This window comes from Streptomyces sp. Tue6028, assembly GCF_002300165.1.
In the GTDB taxonomy this organism is placed as follows: Bacteria; Actinomycetota; Actinomycetes; order Streptomycetales; family Streptomycetaceae; genus Streptomyces; species Streptomyces siamensis.
In genome coordinates, this window is sequence record NZ_MLCE01000004.1 from 59,455 (window position 1) to 75,494 (window position 16,040).

At 72.3% G+C, this 16,040-nt stretch carries 10 protein-coding genes and 1 pseudogene; 5 read left to right on the forward strand and 6 right to left on the reverse strand.

What is annotated here, in order from left to right:
• Window positions 1-92: 92 nt before the first annotated feature.
• The 4 genes and pseudogenes from BKI49_RS36280 to BKI49_RS03335 form a co-directional block, all read right to left on the reverse strand.
• Window positions 93-545: pseudogene (locus tag BKI49_RS36280) on the reverse strand (XdhC family protein); the annotation flags it as partial.
• A complete protein-coding gene (locus BKI49_RS03325) occupies window positions 538-2,661 on the reverse strand; it encodes a xanthine dehydrogenase family protein molybdopterin-binding subunit (protein ID WP_095932664.1) in 2,124 nt (707 codons plus the stop codon). The gene BKI49_RS03325 and the pseudogene BKI49_RS36280, both read right to left, overlap by 8 nt.
• The gene (locus BKI49_RS03330; protein WP_095932665.1) at window positions 2,658-3,650 is read right to left on the reverse strand and encodes an FAD binding domain-containing protein; all 993 of its coding nucleotides are present in this window, start codon (window positions 3,648-3,650) and stop codon (window positions 2,658-2,660) included. The genes BKI49_RS03325 and BKI49_RS03330 overlap by 4 nt, the downstream gene beginning before the upstream one ends.
• Complete coding sequence (locus tag BKI49_RS03335) at window positions 3,647-4,261, reverse strand: (2Fe-2S)-binding protein (protein ID WP_095932743.1); 615 nt, start codon at window positions 4,259-4,261, stop codon at window positions 3,647-3,649. The genes BKI49_RS03330 and BKI49_RS03335 overlap by 4 nt, the downstream gene beginning before the upstream one ends.
• Window positions 4,262-4,607: 346 nt before the next feature.
• On the opposite strand from BKI49_RS03335, the gene BKI49_RS03340 reads away from it, so the two are divergent.
• Window positions 4,608-5,309, forward strand: a complete 702-nt coding sequence (locus tag BKI49_RS03340) for a TetR/AcrR family transcriptional regulator (RefSeq protein WP_257004597.1) — start codon at window positions 4,608-4,610, stop codon at window positions 5,307-5,309.
• 160 nt (window positions 5,310-5,469) lie between these two features.
• Here BKI49_RS03340 and BKI49_RS03345 read toward each other — a convergent pair whose 3' ends face one another.
• Entirely contained in the window at window positions 5,470-6,099 is a 630-nt protein-coding gene (locus BKI49_RS03345) for a dihydrofolate reductase family protein (protein WP_095932667.1), read from the reverse strand.
• Window positions 6,100-6,247: 148 nt separating this feature from the next.
• Window positions 6,248-7,213, reverse strand: coding sequence for an aldo/keto reductase (locus BKI49_RS03350; RefSeq protein ID WP_095932668.1), 966 nt, complete (start codon window positions 7,211-7,213; stop codon window positions 6,248-6,250).
• A 291-nt stretch (window positions 7,214-7,504) separates the two neighbouring features.
• On the opposite strand from BKI49_RS03350, the gene BKI49_RS03355 reads away from it, so the two are divergent.
• From BKI49_RS03355 to BKI49_RS03370, 4 genes are all read left to right on the forward strand, one after another.
• Window positions 7,505-8,185 (forward strand): class I SAM-dependent DNA methyltransferase, encoded by a 681-nt coding sequence (locus BKI49_RS03355; protein ID WP_095932669.1) that lies wholly within the window; start codon window positions 7,505-7,507, stop codon window positions 8,183-8,185.
• Window positions 8,186-8,249: 64 nt separating this feature from the next.
• The gene (locus tag BKI49_RS03360; protein ID WP_095932670.1) at window positions 8,250-10,340 is read left to right on the forward strand and encodes an ATP-binding SpoIIE family protein phosphatase; all 2,091 of its coding nucleotides are present in this window, start codon (window positions 8,250-8,252) and stop codon (window positions 10,338-10,340) included.
• Between the two features lie 268 nt (window positions 10,341-10,608).
• Entirely contained in the window at window positions 10,609-14,700 is a 4,092-nt protein-coding gene (locus BKI49_RS03365; protein ID WP_095932744.1) for a bifunctional nitrate reductase/sulfite reductase flavoprotein subunit alpha, read from the forward strand.
• Between the two features lie 152 nt (window positions 14,701-14,852).
• Window positions 14,853-16,040 (forward strand): cytochrome P450, encoded by a 1,188-nt coding sequence (locus BKI49_RS03370; protein WP_095932671.1) that lies wholly within the window; start codon window positions 14,853-14,855, stop codon window positions 16,038-16,040.

The window sequence follows — 16,040 nt, forward strand, 5'->3', positions numbered from 1 at the left end:
GTCCCCACCGCGTCCCACTCCGGCCCGGTCCCCGGCGCGGAGCCCGACGGCCCGGCCGCCGCGGCGGAACCGGACCGTTGCGAGCCGTCCGTCAGCGTTCCCTCGTACGACCCGTCGGCGTGCACGAGCAGCGCACCACCCAGGAGGTCGGCCGGCCCCCTGGCCACCCGGGCGAGCGCCGCCGCCTCGCCCCGCGCGGCGGCGGCCAGCCAGGCCGCGAGGGCCGGAGTGTCCGCGCGTACCGGCATGACGAGGACGTCGAGCACCCCGCCGCAGGTCAGGCCCACCGCGAAGGCGTCCTCGTCGCTGTAGCCGAAGCGTTCGAGGGCCACCCGCCCGTCCTGGAGGGCCTCGACGCACAGGTCGTACACGGCCCCCTCGACACAGCCGCCGGAGACGGATCCGATGGCGGTGCCGTCGCTGTCCACGGCGAGGGCGGCGCCAGGACCGCGCGGTGCGCTGCCGCCGACCGCCACGACGGTGGCGACGGCGAAGTCCCGGCCCTCCTCGACCCACCGGTGCAACTCCTCGGCGAGGTCAAGCACCGTCCGCTCCCCCGACGGCGTTCAGGACGCGGTCCGGCCGGATCGGCAGGTTCCGGTGGCGCACGCCGGTCGCGTGCCAGACCGCGTTGGCGACGGCCGCCGCAGCTCCCACGACGCCGATCTCGCCGATGCCCTTGATCCCGACCGGGTCGTCCGGGTCCGGATCGTCCACCCAGTCCGCCTCGATGGCCGGCACGTCGGCGTGCGCGGCGAAGTGGTAGCCGGCCAGGTCGGCGCCGACGTGACCGCCGGAGGCCTGGTCCCGGGTCGCCTCCTCGTGGAGGGCCATGGACAGGCCCCAGGTCATGCCGCCGACGAACTGCCCGCGCGCGGTCAGCGGATTGACGATCCGGCCCGCCGCGAAGATCCCCAGCATGCGGCGCACCCGTACCTCGCCCGTGCCGACGTCCACGGCGACCTCGGCGAACTGCGCCCCGAAGGCGTGCCGTTCCTTCTCCGTGAGCGCGCCGACCGCGGCGGAGGTGTCGGACCGCTCGGTGATCCCCTCCGGCGGAAGGGCCACGCCCGGGACGAGCCGTTCCCGCAGGGCGCGCGCCGCGACGGTGATCGCCCAGGCCCAGGAGCGCGTTCCCATCGAGCCGCCGGCCATGATCGCGGCGCCGAAGTCGCTGTCCGCGATCCGCATCCGGATGCGCCCGGGTGTCGTCCCCAGCGCGTCGGCCGCGATCTGCGTCAGCGCCGTCCGTGAGCCGGTGCCGATGTCGGCGGCGGTGATCCGCACGGTGAACGTGCCGTCGGCCTCCGCCGTCACGGCGGCCGTGGAGGGCGCGGAGAGCGTGGGGAAGGCGGAGGCGGCCGTGCCGGTGCCGAGCAGCCAGCGTCCCTCGCGGCGGACGCCGGGACGCGGGTCGCGGTCCGCCCAGCCGAACCGGCGGGCGCCCTCCTCGAAGCAGGCGAGGAGGTTGCGGCTGCTGAACGGCAGCCCGGTCAGGGGCCCCACGGACGGCTCGTTGCGCACCCGCAGCTCGATCGGGTCGATGCCGCACTTCTCGGCGAGCTCGTCGAGCGCCGACTCCAGCGCGAACGAGCCGGGGGCCTCGCCCGGGGCCCGCATCCAGGTCGGTGTGGGCACATCGAGCCGTACGACCCGGCTGGCCGTGTGGTGCGCGTTCGCGTCGTACAGCGGATGTCCGAAGTCCGCGGCCCGTTCCACGAATTCATGGACGGTCGAGGTCAGGCACTCCGACACGTGGTCGACGGCGCGCAACCGGCCGTCGTGGTCGGCGCCGAGCCTGACCCGCTGCACCGTGGGGCTGCGGTAGCCGACGAGCGCGAACATCTGACGTCGGGTCAGCACGACGCGGACGGGACGGTGCAGGACCGTCGCGGCCATCGCCGCCGAGACCTGGTGCGGGCGGGTTCCCTTGGAGCCGAAGCCGCCGCCGACGTGCTCGGAGCGCACCCGCACCGATTCCGCGTCGAGCGAGAACAGCTTCGCGAGCTCGTCCGCCACGAACCTGCTGCCCTGGTTGGAGTCGACGACCTCCAGGCGGCCGCCGTCCCATCGGGCGATCGCCGCGTGCGGCTCCATGGAGCTGTGGTGCTCCTCAGGAGTGGTGTACTCCGCGTCCACCACGACGGCGGAGGAGGCGAGTTCGGACTCCAGGTCGCCTCTGCTCTCCTCCGCGCCCTCGGGGGTGTACATGCCGGAGTGTCCGGCGAAGAAGGCCACGTCGTGAGGTTCGGCGTCGTACCGCACCGTGAGGGTCTCCGCCGCCTCCCGGGCCTGCTCGGGCGTCTCGGCGACGACCAGGGCGACCGGCCAGCCGACGTACGGCACGCGGTCGTGCTGGAAGAGCTGGAGCACCGGGTCGGGCGGTCCGAACACGCCCATGTAGCCGGCTTCGAGCCGCGGGGCGTTGCCGTGGTGCAGCACGGCGAGGACTCCGGGCATGTCGAGGACGGGCGCCTCCTCGACCGAGCGCACTCGCCCGCGTGCCACGGTCGCCAACACGAGCCAGCCGTGTGCCAGTTCGGGGTGCGGGACCTCTCCGGCGTAGCGTGCGGCGCCCGTGACCTTGGCGAGGCCCTCCACTCGGGTGTGCGCGGTGCCGACGGCCCGGCTCGCCGCGGCGGTCGGGGTGGTCGTGGTCATCGGGCGGCCTCCTCGGCGAGTTCGGTCAGCACGGCCACGACGAGATTGCGCATCAGGGTCACCTTGTAGCCGTTGTGGGGCAGGGGGCGGGCGGCCGCCAGTTCGGCGTCCGCGGCGGCGGCGAACGCCTCCGCGCTCACCGGGCCCCCGGTCAGCAGCCGTTCGGCCGTCGTGGCCCGCCAGGGCCGGGACGCCACCGCGCCGAAGGCGAGCCGCACATCCCGGACGACGTCCCCCTGGACGTCGAGGGCCGCGGCGACCGAGCCGATCGCGAACGCGTACGAGGCGCGCTCGCGCACCTTCCGGTACCGCGAGGTGGCGGCGACGGGGGCGGCGGGCAGGGTGACGGCGGTGATCAGCGCGCCGGCCGGCAGGGCCGTCTCCAGATGCGGGGTGTCACCGACGGGCAGATAGAGATCGGAGAGGGGCAGCTCCCCCGGCCCGTCCGCCGATTCGTACGCGACGACGGCGTCGAGGGCGGTGAGGGCCACGGCCATGTCCGAGGGGTGCGTGGCCACGCAGTGCTCGGAGGCTCCGAGAACGGCGTGGTTGTGGTGTTCGCCCTCGATGGCGGGACAACCGCTGCCGGGAGTCCGCTTGTTGCACGGCTTGGTCAGGTCGGTGAAGTAGCCGCAGCGGGTGCGCTGGAGCAGGTTCCCGCCGACCGTGGCCATGTTGCGCAGTTGCCCGGAGGCTCCGGCGAGCACCGCCTGCGCCAACGCCGGGTAGTGCCGGCGCACTTCGGGGTGGGCGGCGAGTTCGCTGTTGGTGACGGTGGCGCCGATGCGCAGCCCGTCCTCGGGCGAGAACTCGATCCGGCCGAGGGGCAGTTCGCGTACGTCGACGAGCCGGGTGGGCCTTTCCACCCCGGCCTTCATCAGGTCGACGAGGTTGGTGCCGCCGCCCAGGAAGCGGGCCTCGGGGTCGCCGCCGAGCAACGCCACGGCGCCCTGGACGTCGTGGGCCCGGTCGTATCCGAACTCCTTCATGCCGCGACCTCCTCGGTGTCGGAACCGGTCCCGGACCCCTGCGCCCCGGAGCGCGGCGGTCCGGAGTCCGGCTCCGCGGGGACCTGCGCCCCGGCAGCCCGTGCGACCGCCTGGACGATCGACACGTAGGCGCCACAGCGGCACAGGTTTCCGCTCATCCGCTCCCGGATCTCCTCGGCGGTGAGCGGTGGCGGGCCCGCTTCGGAGCGGACGTCGTCGGTCACCGCGCTCGGCCAGCCCGCCGCGTGCTCCTCGATCACCGCGATCGCCGAGCAGATCTGGCCGGGGGTGCAGTAGCCGCACTGGTAACCGTCGAGGTCGAGGAACGCCTGCTGGACCGGATGCAGCCGCTCACCGTCGGCCACGCCCTCGATGGTGGTGATCTCGCGGCCCTCGGCGGCGACCGCCAGTTGCAGGCAGGAGACGGCCCTGCGACCGTCGACGAGCACCGTGCAGGCACCGCACTGCCCCTGGTCACAGCCCTTCTTGGTACCGGTGAGGTCCAGCTGTTCGCGCAGTGCGTCGAGCAGGGTGGTGCGGTGGTCGACGGGCAGCGTGTACTTCTTGTTGTTGATGTTCAGGGTGATGGCGCTGGACGTCGATGGGGCCATGATCAGCCTTCTTTCGCGTGTGTCGTGCGCGTCGAAGTCGAACGGGGGCGGTCCGTGGCGGCTCGTCATCCCGCCGGGTGCGCCAGAATGCCTCTCGGCGATCGGTTCCGGCCATCCACACGGAGCGGGTCAGCCACTAGAGTGAGCTCCAAGCGGACAGCTGTCCGCTACCCGTAAAAGCTAACGGACAGCTGTCCGGTTAGCAAGGTCGACCGGTCGACGACCACGGTCGGCCACACCATGACTCCGGAGGGAGTCCGGCCGAGGTTCCGGGAGATCCCCGGCACGGGGCCCGGACGGAGTCCGGCCGACATCCCGGAAGGCCGACATCCCGGAAGGAGGACGAGTGCGCCCCGAGAAGGACACGCCGACCCGTTCGAGCACGCCGCTGCGCTCGGACGCGCAGCGCAATCGCGAGCGCATCCTCGAAGTGGCCCTGGCCGAGCTGACCCGCTCGGCGGACGCCCCCCTGAGCGCGATCGCGAAGAAGGCGGGCGTCGGGCAGGGGACCTTCTACCGCAACTTCCCCAACCGCGAGGCCCTCGTCCTGGAGGTCTACCGCTACGAGGTGCAGCAGGTCGCCGACGCGGCGGCCAAGCTGCTCGAAACCCACCCGCCGGACCAGGCGCTGCGGGAGTGGATGGACCGCCTCGCCCAGTACGCGATGGCCAAGGCGGGCCTGGCCGACGCGCTGCGGACGGCCACCAGCGTGGCGCGCGGCACCCTGACGCGCCTGGGGCACGGGCCCGTGGCCCACGCGGTCACGCTCCTGCTGAAGGCCAACGAGGAGGCCGGCACCATCCGCCCGGGGGTGACTCCCGACGACTTCATCCTCGCCATCGCGGGGCTGTGGCAGATCGACCCGCACGGGGACTGGCAGCCGCGCGCCGAGCGTCTCCTCGACCTGGTCATGGACGGCCTGCGCGCGGGCGCCCCCGGCCCCGGCGCGCCACCCGCACCACCTCGGCCCGCGCCCGCTCCCTCCGCACCGGCGTCGTCCGCGCCTGACAATGCCCCACGGCAGACGGGCACCGCCGGAGACGAATGAACCGGCCGGCCGCGTGACCGCCGACCACGACCGGCATCCACCGACCACGACCGGCCTCCGGCGACGGCGAGGGCGACAGCGACAGGGACCGCGACCGATTTCCGCCACCGGTGCCCGTCGAGGGTGTCCGGCGGCGGACGCCGGGCCCGGTCGCGCCGTCTCAGCGGCGTACCAGTACGGCGTGCGTCACGGCCGGCGAGCTCACCAGCTCGGAGACCCGGTAGCCGTCGACCCCGTCACCCAGATTGTCCAACAGGCGCTCGCCGCTGCCGAGGAGCTTCGGGAAGACGGCCAGATGCAACTCGTCGATCAGCCCTGCCCGCAGGTACTGCTGTACGGTCGCCGCTCCCCCGCCGATCCGCACGTCCTTGCCCGCCGCCGCCTCGAACGCCCGTGCCAGCACCGTCTCGACGGGCTCGTCCGTGAAGTGGAACGTGGTGCCACCCTCCATCGGGACCGAGGGCCGAAGGTGATGCGTGTGGACGAACACGTCGTTGTGGTAGGGCGGGTTGGCACCCCACCAGCCCTTCCACGACTCGTCCTGCCACGGTCCGCGGTGGGGTCCGAACATGTTGCGTCCCATGATGGTGGCTCCGATGTTCTCCTCGGAGCGGGCCACATAGTCGACGTCGAGACCCGTCTTGCCGTCCGCGAGGTCCCGCATCGCGGCGAACATCCAGTCGTGCATCTCTTCGACACCCTCGCCGAGCGGGTGTTCCAGGCTCTGGTGGGGACCTGCGGCGTAGCCGTCCAGCGAGACCGTGATGTTGTGTACGCGCAGCTTGGGCATGACCGTTCTCCTCGGGTCGGTGGATTGCCGCTCTCACCCGTGCGTCGAACGGGGCCCGTCCGGATCGACAGCCTCTCCCGAGAATTTCCGCACTCACCTCCTGGGGGAGGCGACAGGCACGCCGGCCAGGGGGAAGGACGCGCTCCGCTCAGGAGTAGAAGTTGCGCTGCCAGCGGTGCCCGGCCAGCACGGCGAGCCGGTCGGCGGCGAGGGCCCGCCCGTCGCTCAGGGCGGTGTTGCGTTCGACGTTGCGCACACTGCGCATCCCCGGGATGACCGTGGAGACGGCAGGCGCGCTCAGGACGAAACGCAGCGCGGTCTCGGCGATCTCGCCGGGTTCGATGCCGAGGTCCGCGACGATCGCGGCCACCCGGCGTTCGACCTGGGCGGGACGGTCGCCGCGGAAGTAGCGGTTGCGCCAGTCGCCCTCGGGGAACGTCGTGCCGACGGTGATCCTGCCGGTCAGGCCGCCCTCGTCGAGCGCCACCCGCACGATGACGCCGACACCGTGCTCGGCGCACGCCGGCAGCAGTGCGTCCGCGGGTGCCTGGTCGAAGACGTTGTAGATGACCTGGACACTGTCCACCGCGCCGCTGCGCACGAGCGCGAGGGCGTTGTCGGGCTGGTGGTCGTTGATGGAGACGCCGAACAGGCGGATCTTCCCCTCCTGCTTCAGCTGGGCGATCGTCTCCAGCCAGTCACCCCGGCCGACCCACTCGTCGGACCAGACGTGGAACTGCAGGACGTCGTAGTGGTCGAGGCCGGCGACCCGCAGACTGGTCTCCAGGCTGTCGCGGATGTGCGCGCCCGGGAAGGTCTCGGCCGGGTCCAGCCCGTCGGGCGCCGGCCATGTGCCGTTCTTCGGAGGCACCTTGGTCGCGACGAGGACCTCGTCGGCGCCGCGCTCACGCACCACCCGGCCGACGATCCGTTCGCTCTCGCCGTAGCCGCGGGCGGTGTCGACGAAGTTGACCCCCAGATCGACGGCACGGTGCAGGGCACGCACCGATTCGTCTTCCGACGCTCCCACCCAGCTGGACTCACCGATCCCCCACGCTCCGAAACCGATCTCGGACACGGACAGTCCACTGCGGCCGAGCTCCCGGTAACGCACAATCACCCTCCACGTCAGTGGCCCCGCCGGCGACCCGGACGGGCCGCGCCCCCAGTCGGAAATCAGTTTGACCATAGGCGAGTTGAGCGATTCGGTCAGGTGAGTTTCACTTGGGTCCGCCACGGGCGGGCTTCGGCCGCGGCACGCGCGAGCGTGCCCTTCTTCGGGCGTTCCTCGGCGGCGGTCATGTCGGCTCCGAGGCCCTCGGCGCCCTCCAGGGGCCCGGACGCACAAGGTCACCCCTGACTTAATCGTGGGATAATCCAATATGTCCAATGAAAGGTTACTTTCGTGGCCAACAGCGACCATGGGACCGCATACGAGAGCATCTGGCTCGACCGCAGCGGGCAGGCCGAGGCGTTCGACGCCATCGGCGACCGCTACGACGAGGCATTCCCCCACAAGGACGGCCAGCTCTTCGCCGGCACGTGGCTGATCGAGCAGCTGCCGGCCGGGTCCCGGGTCCTGGACCTCGGTTGCGGCACCGGTGTGCCGACATCGCGCCAGCTGGCGGACGCCGGGTTCGAGGTCGTGGGCATCGACCTGTCCGGCGGGATGGTCGAGCTGGCCCGGGGCTATGTGCCGGCGGCGACGTTCCACCAGATGGACATCGCCGACCTGAGGCCGGGCGGTCCTCGGGATCTCGGCCGGTTCGACGCCGTCGCGGCCTTCTTCTCCCTCCTCATGCTGCCGCGCGCGGAGATACCCCTCGCACTGGCGACGATCCGCCATCTGCTGGTTCCCGGCGGGCTGTTCGTCCTGTCGATGGTCGAGGCCGACGTGGACGACTTCTCGATCCCGTTCCTCGGCAACACGATCCGGGTCTCCGGCTATCTGCGGGAGGACCTGCTCAAGGTCATCGAGGCGGCGGGCTTCGACGTCGCCGAGGAGTCCTCCTACACCTACGCCCCGGCCGTCTCCGACGTCCCGCCCGAGGAACAGGTGTTCCTCTGCTGCCGTCGGGCGGACTGAGCACGACGATCCATCACCGCGGACCGCGACACCTCCGCGGCACCCACCGGACGGAACGAGAAGCGTGACGGAGCAGCACACACCCCGCGAAGGCTCGGGCGATGCGCCCAGGCGGTCCGGCGCCCCGCCGACCCGGGCCGAGCACCCCGGCACGCCCGAGCCGTCCCCGGTCCGGCGGCGCGCGGAGCCCTCCTCCCCCTCGTCCTCGTCCTCGTCCTCGTCCCCGTCCTCGTCCTCGTCCGACGGGAAGCGGCCCACGTCCTCCGACACGGCGCGACCCTCCTCCCCCGACGGCAACCGACCGCAGCCCTCCGGCGCGGAGCGCTCCGCCGTCCCCGGTGAGGGCCGGTCCGCGGCACGGCATCACGCGCCCGCGGACGTCCCCTCCCACGAGGCGGTCCCGGACGACGCCGGCCCGCAGACCGACCGGCTGCGCTACCTCGACGTGGCGACCCGGCGCATCGCCCGCGGCATGGACCTGGACGAGACGCTCCGCGCATTACGACGGGCGGCGGTTCCGTCCTTCGCCGATGCGATTTTCATCCATCTGCACGATCCACTTCCGGTCGGACAGGAGAAGTCGGCCGCACCCGTCGTCCTCCAGCTGCACAGCGTCGACCGGGCGCCGGATCCGTCGGGTGCCGCAGGCCCCACCCCTTCGCCGCCGGCGGTCCGCCCCCTGCACGCGAACGTGGCCGAGCGGGTGCACGTGACGGTCACCGGGCGTCTCGCGGAGCTTCTGCTCGCCGGTCGTCCGGCGTTCGGCGACGCCCCCGGCATCGGGGGCGCGGTCGCCGAACTGCTCGGCCCGGTGACGGGCGAGCCCGGCACTCTGCCACCGGGACGCAGGCTGATCATCGCTCCCCTGCACGGCCGTCATGACGTCATGGGCACCGTCGTCCTGCTGCGCAGGCCCGAGCGCCCCGCCTTCACCTCGGACGACCTGCTCGTCGCCTCGCAGCTGGCGACGCACACCGCGATGGGCGTCCAGAAGGCCGTGATGTACGGGCACGAGGCCGCTGTGGCGGACACCCTGCAGCGCACCATGCTCCCGTCGTCGCTGCCCGAACCCACCGGCGTACGGCTCGCCAGTCGCTATCTGCCCGCCTCCCGCACGGCCCAGGTCGGCGGCGACTGGTACGACGCCATCCCGGTCACCGGCAACCGGATCGCACTGGTCGTCGGCGATGTCATGGGCCACTCCATGACCTCGGCCGCGATCATGGGTCAGCTGCGCACCACCGTGCAGACCCTCGCCGGGCTCGACCTGCCCCCGGACGAGGTTCTGCACCACCTGGACGAACAGGCCCGGCGCCTGGGCAGCGACCACATCGCGACCTGTCTCTACGCGATCTACGACCCGATCTCGCACCGGCTGCTCATGGCGAACGCGGGCCACCCGCCCGCCGTACTGCTGCACCCGGACGGACGGACCGAGATCCTGCGCGTTCCGCCGGGCCCTCCCATCGGCGTCGGCGACGTCCTGTTCGAGTCCGTGGAGATGCCCGCGCCCACCGGGGCCACACTGCTGCTGTACACCGACGGGCTGGTCGAGACCCGCGCCACGGACGTGGGCACCGGAGTGGAGGCGCTGCGCAGGCGGCTGGAGACCACCGTCGACGGACGCCCCACCCTCTCGCTGGAACTGCTGTGCGACCAGGTGCTGGGCAGCTTGGGTCCGGCCGCGCGGGACGACGACATCGCGCTGCTGGCCGCCCGGTTCGAGGGATTCCCGCCGGACAGCGTCGCGTACTGGTTTCTGGACCCTCGGCCGAGAACCGCGGGACAGGCACGCCGGCTGGCCCGCAGGGCCCTGCACCGCTGGGGCCTGGAGTCCCTGCTGGACCCGACCGAGCTCATGGTCAGCGAAGTCGTCACCAACGCCGTGCGCTTCGCCTCGCGCCCCATCTCGCTGCGGCTGCTGCGCACCGACGTACTGCGCTGCGAGGTGACCGACGACTCGCCCGAGGTGCCCCGGATGCGGCATGCCGCACCGGGCGACGAGGGGGGCCGCGGCCTGTTCCTGGTCAGCCAGCTCGCGCGGCGCTGGGGCGCGACACGGCTGAGCACCGGAAAGGTCGTCTGGTTCGAGCAGCCGATCCCGCGGGACCAGCGGCCGACATCGCGGGACCAGCAGCCGACCCCGCGGGACTAGCGGCTGACATCGCGGGACCAGCAGCCGACCCCGCGGGACCGGCGGCGGACCGGGCGGGACCGGCGGCCCGGACGCGGAGCCGGTCTCACAGATCGCCGGTCGCCGGTGTGTGGTGCACGTAACCACCGATGATCAGCTCGTGTGACACCCGCGTAACGGGCATTTCGTACGGTCGACGGGACGAATCCGGTGACGAGAGGGATCGCCCGTGACCACGACCGCGACGCAGGTGCGCACGGTCTGCTCGTACTGCGGTGTCGGCTGCGGGATGGTGCTCGACATCGGCATGGGGCCCGACGGCCGGCGTACGGTCCTCAAGGCGTCCGGCGACAAGGCGCACCCCGCGAACTTCGGCCGTCTGTGCACCAAGGGCGCCACGACGGCCGAGATGCTCGCCGCCCCGGGCCGGCTGGAGACCGCTCTCGTCCGGGAGCGGCGCGAGGAGGAGCCGGCGCCCACGGGCGTGCACGCGGCGATCAAGGAGACGGCACGACGGCTGCGGTCGGTCGTGGACGAGCACGGCCCGGACGCGGTCGCCTTCTACGTGTCCGGGCAGATGGGGCTGGAGGCGCAGTACCTGGCGAACAAGCTGGCCAAGGGCTTCGTGCGGACCAACCAGATCGAGTCGAACTCGCGGCTGTGCATGGCCGGCGCGGGCACCGGCTACAAACTGTCGCTCGGTGCGGACGGCCCGCCCGGCTCGTACCAGGACTTCGACCACGCGGACGTCTTCCTCGTCATCGGCTCCAACATGGCCGACTGCCATCCCATCCTGTTCCTGCGGATGATGGAACGGGTCAAGAAGGCGGGCGCCAAGGTGATCGTGGTGGACCCGCGACGCACCGCCACCGCGGCCAAGGCCGACCTGTTCCTGCAGCTCAGGCCCGGAACCGACCTGGCGCTCCTGAACGGCCTGTTGCACCTCCTGCACGAGAACGGCCACACCGACGTGGAGTTCGTCGCCGCCCACACCGAGGGCTGGGAGGCGATGCCGCGGTTCCTCGCCGACTACTCGCCGGCCGCGGTCAGCGAGATCACCGGCATCGCCGAGGAGGACCTGCGCACGGCGGCCCGGCTGATCGGCGAGGCCGGGGAGTGGATGAGCTGCTGGACGATGGGCCTGAACCAGTCCACTCACGGCACCTGGAACACCAATGCCCTCATCAACCTCCACCTGGCCACCGGGGCGATCTGCCGTCCGGGCAGCGGTCCGTTCTCGCTGACCGGGCAGCCCAACGCCATGGGCGGCCGGGAGATGGGCTACATGGGGCCCGGTCTGCCCGGACAGCGTTCGGTCCTGGTCGACGAGGAGCGGGCGTTCACCGAGGGGTTGTGGGGGCTGCCGCCGGGTTCGATCCGCGAGGACGGGGCCGGCCGGGGCACGGTGGACATGTTCCGGCGGATGGCGGACGGCCACATCAAGGCCTGCTGGATCATCTGCACGAACCCGGTCGCGTCGGTCGCCAACCGCAAGACCGTCATCGAAGGGCTGGAGGCGGCCGAGTTCGTCGTCACCCAGGACGTCTTCGCCGACACCGAGACCAACGCGTACGCCGACGTGATCCTGCCCGGGGCGCTCTGGACCGAGACCGAGGGCGTGCTGGTCAACAGCGAGCGCAACCTCACGCTCGCCCGGCCCGCGGTGGAGCCGCCCGGCGAGGCGATGGCGGACTGGCGCATCATCGCTGCCGTCGCGCGCGAGATGGGCTACGAGGAGGGCTTCTCGTACGGCAGCGCGGAGGAGGTGTTCGAGGAGATCAGGCGCGCCTGGAACCCGAAGACCGGCTACGACCTGCGGGGTGTGTCCTACGAGAGGCTGCGCTCGACCCCCGTGCAGTGGCCGGCGGCAGCGGCCGACGGGCCGGACCGCAACCCGATCAGGTACCTGGGAGCCGACGGGCGGCCGTCCTTCCCGACCGCGAGCGGCCGCGGTGTCTTCCACGCCCGCCCGCACGTGCCGCCGGCCGAGATGCCCGACGACGACTACCCGTTCGTGCTGAACACGGGGCGCGTGCAGCACCAGTGGCACACCCTCACGAAGACGGGCAGGGTCGCCAAGCTCAACAAGCTGAACCCGGGGCCGTTCGTGGAGCTGCACCCGGACGACGCCCGGGCTCTGGACGTACGCGACGGGGACGCGGTGGAGGTCGCCTCGCGGCGCGGCCGGGCCGTGCTGCCCGCGGTGGTGACGGACCGGGTCCGGCCGGGGAACTGCTTCGCCCCGTTCCACTGGAACGACCTGTTCGGCGAGTACCTCAGCGTCAACGCCGTGACCAACGACGCCGTGGACCCGCTGTCCTTCCAGCCCGAGTTCAAGGTGTGCGCGGTGTCGCTGGCGAAGGTGACCGCACCGGCTGCCGCGCGAGCGGGCGGGCCCGGACCGGGTGCGGAGGTGGCGCCCGTGCCCGGTCCTCCGGCTCCCGGGACGGGTGCGACGGTACCGCCCGTGCCCGTCGGCCCGGCTCTCGTGGCGGCCCCGGTCGCACCGGGCACGGCAGGCGCCGGCCCCGCGGCTGCCGTCCTCGGTCTGTCCCCCGTCCCGCCGCCGCCCGTGCTGAGCGAGACCGAGCGCCGCTATCTCGTCGGCTTCCTCGCCGGTGTCGAAGCGGGCACCTCGGGTGTGCCGGTACTCCCGCCGACGGCGCCGTTCAGTCCCGAGCACGCGCTGTGGGTCAACGGCGTACTGGCCGGGATGTACTCCAGGACGGCCGTGCCCTCCCCGGTCCTCGCCGCGTCCGTGTCCGCGGGACGCGAGGTCGTCGTGCTGTGGGCGTCGCAGACCGGCAACGCGGAGGAGTTCGCGGCGGCCGCCACCGAACGGCTCTCCTCGGCCGGGCACAGCGCCAGCCTCGTCCCCATGGACGACGTCGACCTCTCCACGCTCCCGCCCGCCGCCGGTCTGCTGCTGATCACCAGCACGTTCGGCGATGGGGACGCTCCGGACAACGGCTCCTCGTTCTGGGACCTGCTCGCCTCGTCCGACACCCCGAGCCTGGCGGGACGGCCGTACGCGGTCCTCGCCCTGGGCGACTCCTCCTACGACGACTTCTGCGGATACGGCCGACGGCTGGACCAGCGGCTGGACGAGCTCGGCGCGGTGCGTCTGGCGCCGCGCGCGGACTGCGAGCCCGACTACGAACCCTCCGCGACGGCCTGGCTGGACCAGGTTCTCACCGCTCTGACCGACGAGGCCGCCCCGACGCCGGCCGCCACCCCGGTGGCGCCCCCGAACACCCGGAAACCCGCCCCGGTCACCGCACGTCTCGTCGGCAACCGGCTCCTCAGCGGCCCGGGGTCGGGCAAGGAGGTGCGGCGCTTCACCTTCGACACCCGCGACAGCGCCGTACCGCTGACGTACGAGACGGGTGACGCGCTCGGCGTACGCCCCGTCAACGACCCCGAGCTGGTCGCGGAGTGGCTCGCCGTCACCGGTCTCGCCGCGGACGCCGAGGTGACGGTGCCGGGCGTCGGCGGGACGACGTTCCGTCAAGCCCTGCACGAGCACCTGGACATCACCCGCGTCACCACCGACATGCTGCGTTTCCTCGGCGAACGCGTCCACGATCCGCGCGAGCTGAAGAAGCTGCTGCGCCCCGACAACAAGGACGAGCTGGCCAAGTGGTGCTGGGGCCGGCAGGCCATCGACGTCGTCGCCGACCTGGCCGTGTGCGCCAGTGCCCAGGAATGGGCCGACACGCTCAAGCGGCTGCAACCGCGGCTGTACTCCATCTCGTCCAGCCCGCTCACCGATCCAGCCCTGGTCTCGCTGACGGTCTCCGTGGTCCGCTGGGAGAACCTGCACGGCCGCACCCGTCAGGGCGTGTGCTCACCCTTCCTGGCCGACGCCGCGCCGGACAGCTCCGTGCCGGTCTTCGTCCAGCGGTCCCCGCACTTCCGGCCGCCCGTCGACCCCGCCACGCCGATGGTGATGGTGGGCCCCGGGACCGGGGTCGCACCGTTCATGGGCTTCCTCGACGAGCGTCGCGCGCTCGGGCACCGGGCCCCCAACTGGCTGTTCTTCGGCGAACAGCGCCGCGCCGGCGACCACTACTACGAGGACGAGCTCACCGCTCACCTGGACGCCGGCACCCTCGCCCGGCTCGACACCGCGTTCTCGCGCGATCAGCGCACCAAGGTGTACGTCCAGGACCGCATGCGCGAACACGGGCCCCTGCTGTGGTCCTGGCTCCAGGACGGCGCCCACTTCTACGTCTGCGGCGACGCCTCCCGGATGGCCAAGGACGTCGACCGGGCGCTGCGCGACATCGCCGTCGTGCACGGCGGCCTCGACGACGACGGCGCCGCGGCCTTCGTCAAACAACTCGCCGCCGACAAGCGCTATGTGCGCGACGTGTACTGACACGTCGGTGACGTGCGTGTGCGGGGCACAGCCGGCCGGAGATGCCGGTCCCAGTATGTGGGACCGGCTCGACTCACCGCCGAAGACGCATAGGCTCTGAGCGGCCTCCGGGGCGGCCGGAATTCCAGGGACGGGAACAGAGGGCAACTTCCATGGTGACAGCGCGCCGGTTTCCGCTCGGCTCCGCGACCACGCTCACGGAGCTGGAGGACGATCCCCACCCCCGGCTGACCCTGCTGCGCGCCCACGAACCGGTGTCCTGGGTCCCCGTGCTGGGAGGCTGGCTCGTGACCCGGCGTGATCTCGCACTGCGCGTGATGCGTGACGCGGCGACCTTCACGGTGGACGACCCCCGCTTCTCCACGGCCCAGGTGGTCGGTCCGAGCATGCTCTCCCTGGAGGGCGCCGAGCACAAGCGGCACCGTGCCCCCTTCACCGACCCGTTCCGCACGCACGACGTGCACGCCCGGTTCACCGGGTTCGTGGAACAGGAAGCCGCCCGGCTCGTCGAAGGCATCCGGCCACATGGCAGCGCCGAACTGCGCCGGGCGGTGGCCGGGCCCCTGGCCGTCGCCGTCGTCGCCGAGTCGCTGGGCCTGGTCGACGCGGACGCCGAGGCGGTGCTGTCCTGGTACGACGCCATCGTGGGCGCGGTCTCCGACATCACCGCCGGGCTGCCCGCGAACCCCGACGGGGCGGCGGCGTTCGACCAGTTGCGAGGAAGCGTCGAGGCGACGGTCGCGGCAGGAACCGATGCGTCAGTGCTGGTCGCGGCGGCCGAAAGCGAACGCCTGAAACTGCCGGAGGTGGTCGCCAACGCCGCCGTGCTGATGTTCGGTGGTATCGAAACCACCGAAGGCATGATCGCCAACGCCGTACTGCACCTGTTGGCACACCCCGATCAACTCGCCCTCGTGCACGCCGATCCGGGCCTGGTCGACGCGGCGATCGAGGAGTCGCTCCGCCTGGAACCGGCCGCTGCCGTCGTGGACCGCTACGCCACGACCGACGTGACGATCGGCGGCGCCGACGTGCGGCGCGGTGATCTCGTGGTCGTGTCGCTCGCCGGCGCGAACCGCGACCCCGAGGTCTTCGAGGACCCCGACAGCTTCGACCTGCGACGGAGCAACTCCCGCCTCCAGCTGGCCTTCGCGCACGGCCCGCACTTCTGTCTGGGCGCCCACCTCGCCCGACTGGAGACCCGCGTCTGCCTCCTCGCACTTCTCGACCGCCTCCCCGGCCTGCGCCTCGACCCGGCCTCGCCCACCACACCCAGGGGCCTGGTCTTCCGGAAGCCGCCGGCCCTGCGCGTCCGCTGGGACGTGCCCGCACAACGCTGA

Coding starts and splice junctions, on each gene's coding strand:
- BKI49_RS03325 (WP_095932664.1), bottom strand. CDS start 2,661: ATGACCACGACCACCCCGACCGCCGCGGCGAGCCGGGCCGTCGGCACC.
- BKI49_RS03330 (WP_095932665.1), bottom strand. CDS start 3,650: ATGAAGGAGTTCGGATACGACCGGGCCCACGACGTCCAGGGCGCCGTG.
- BKI49_RS03335 (WP_095932743.1), bottom strand. CDS start 4,261: ATGGCCCCATCGACGTCCAGCGCCATCACCCTGAACATCAACAACAAG.
- BKI49_RS03345 (WP_095932667.1), bottom strand. CDS start 6,099: ATGCCCAAGCTGCGCGTACACAACATCACGGTCTCGCTGGACGGCTAC.
- BKI49_RS03365 (WP_095932744.1), top strand. CDS start 10,609: ATGGTGCTCGACATCGGCATGGGGCCCGACGGCCGGCGTACGGTCCTC.
- BKI49_RS03370 (WP_095932671.1), top strand. CDS start 14,853: ATGGTGACAGCGCGCCGGTTTCCGCTCGGCTCCGCGACCACGCTCACG.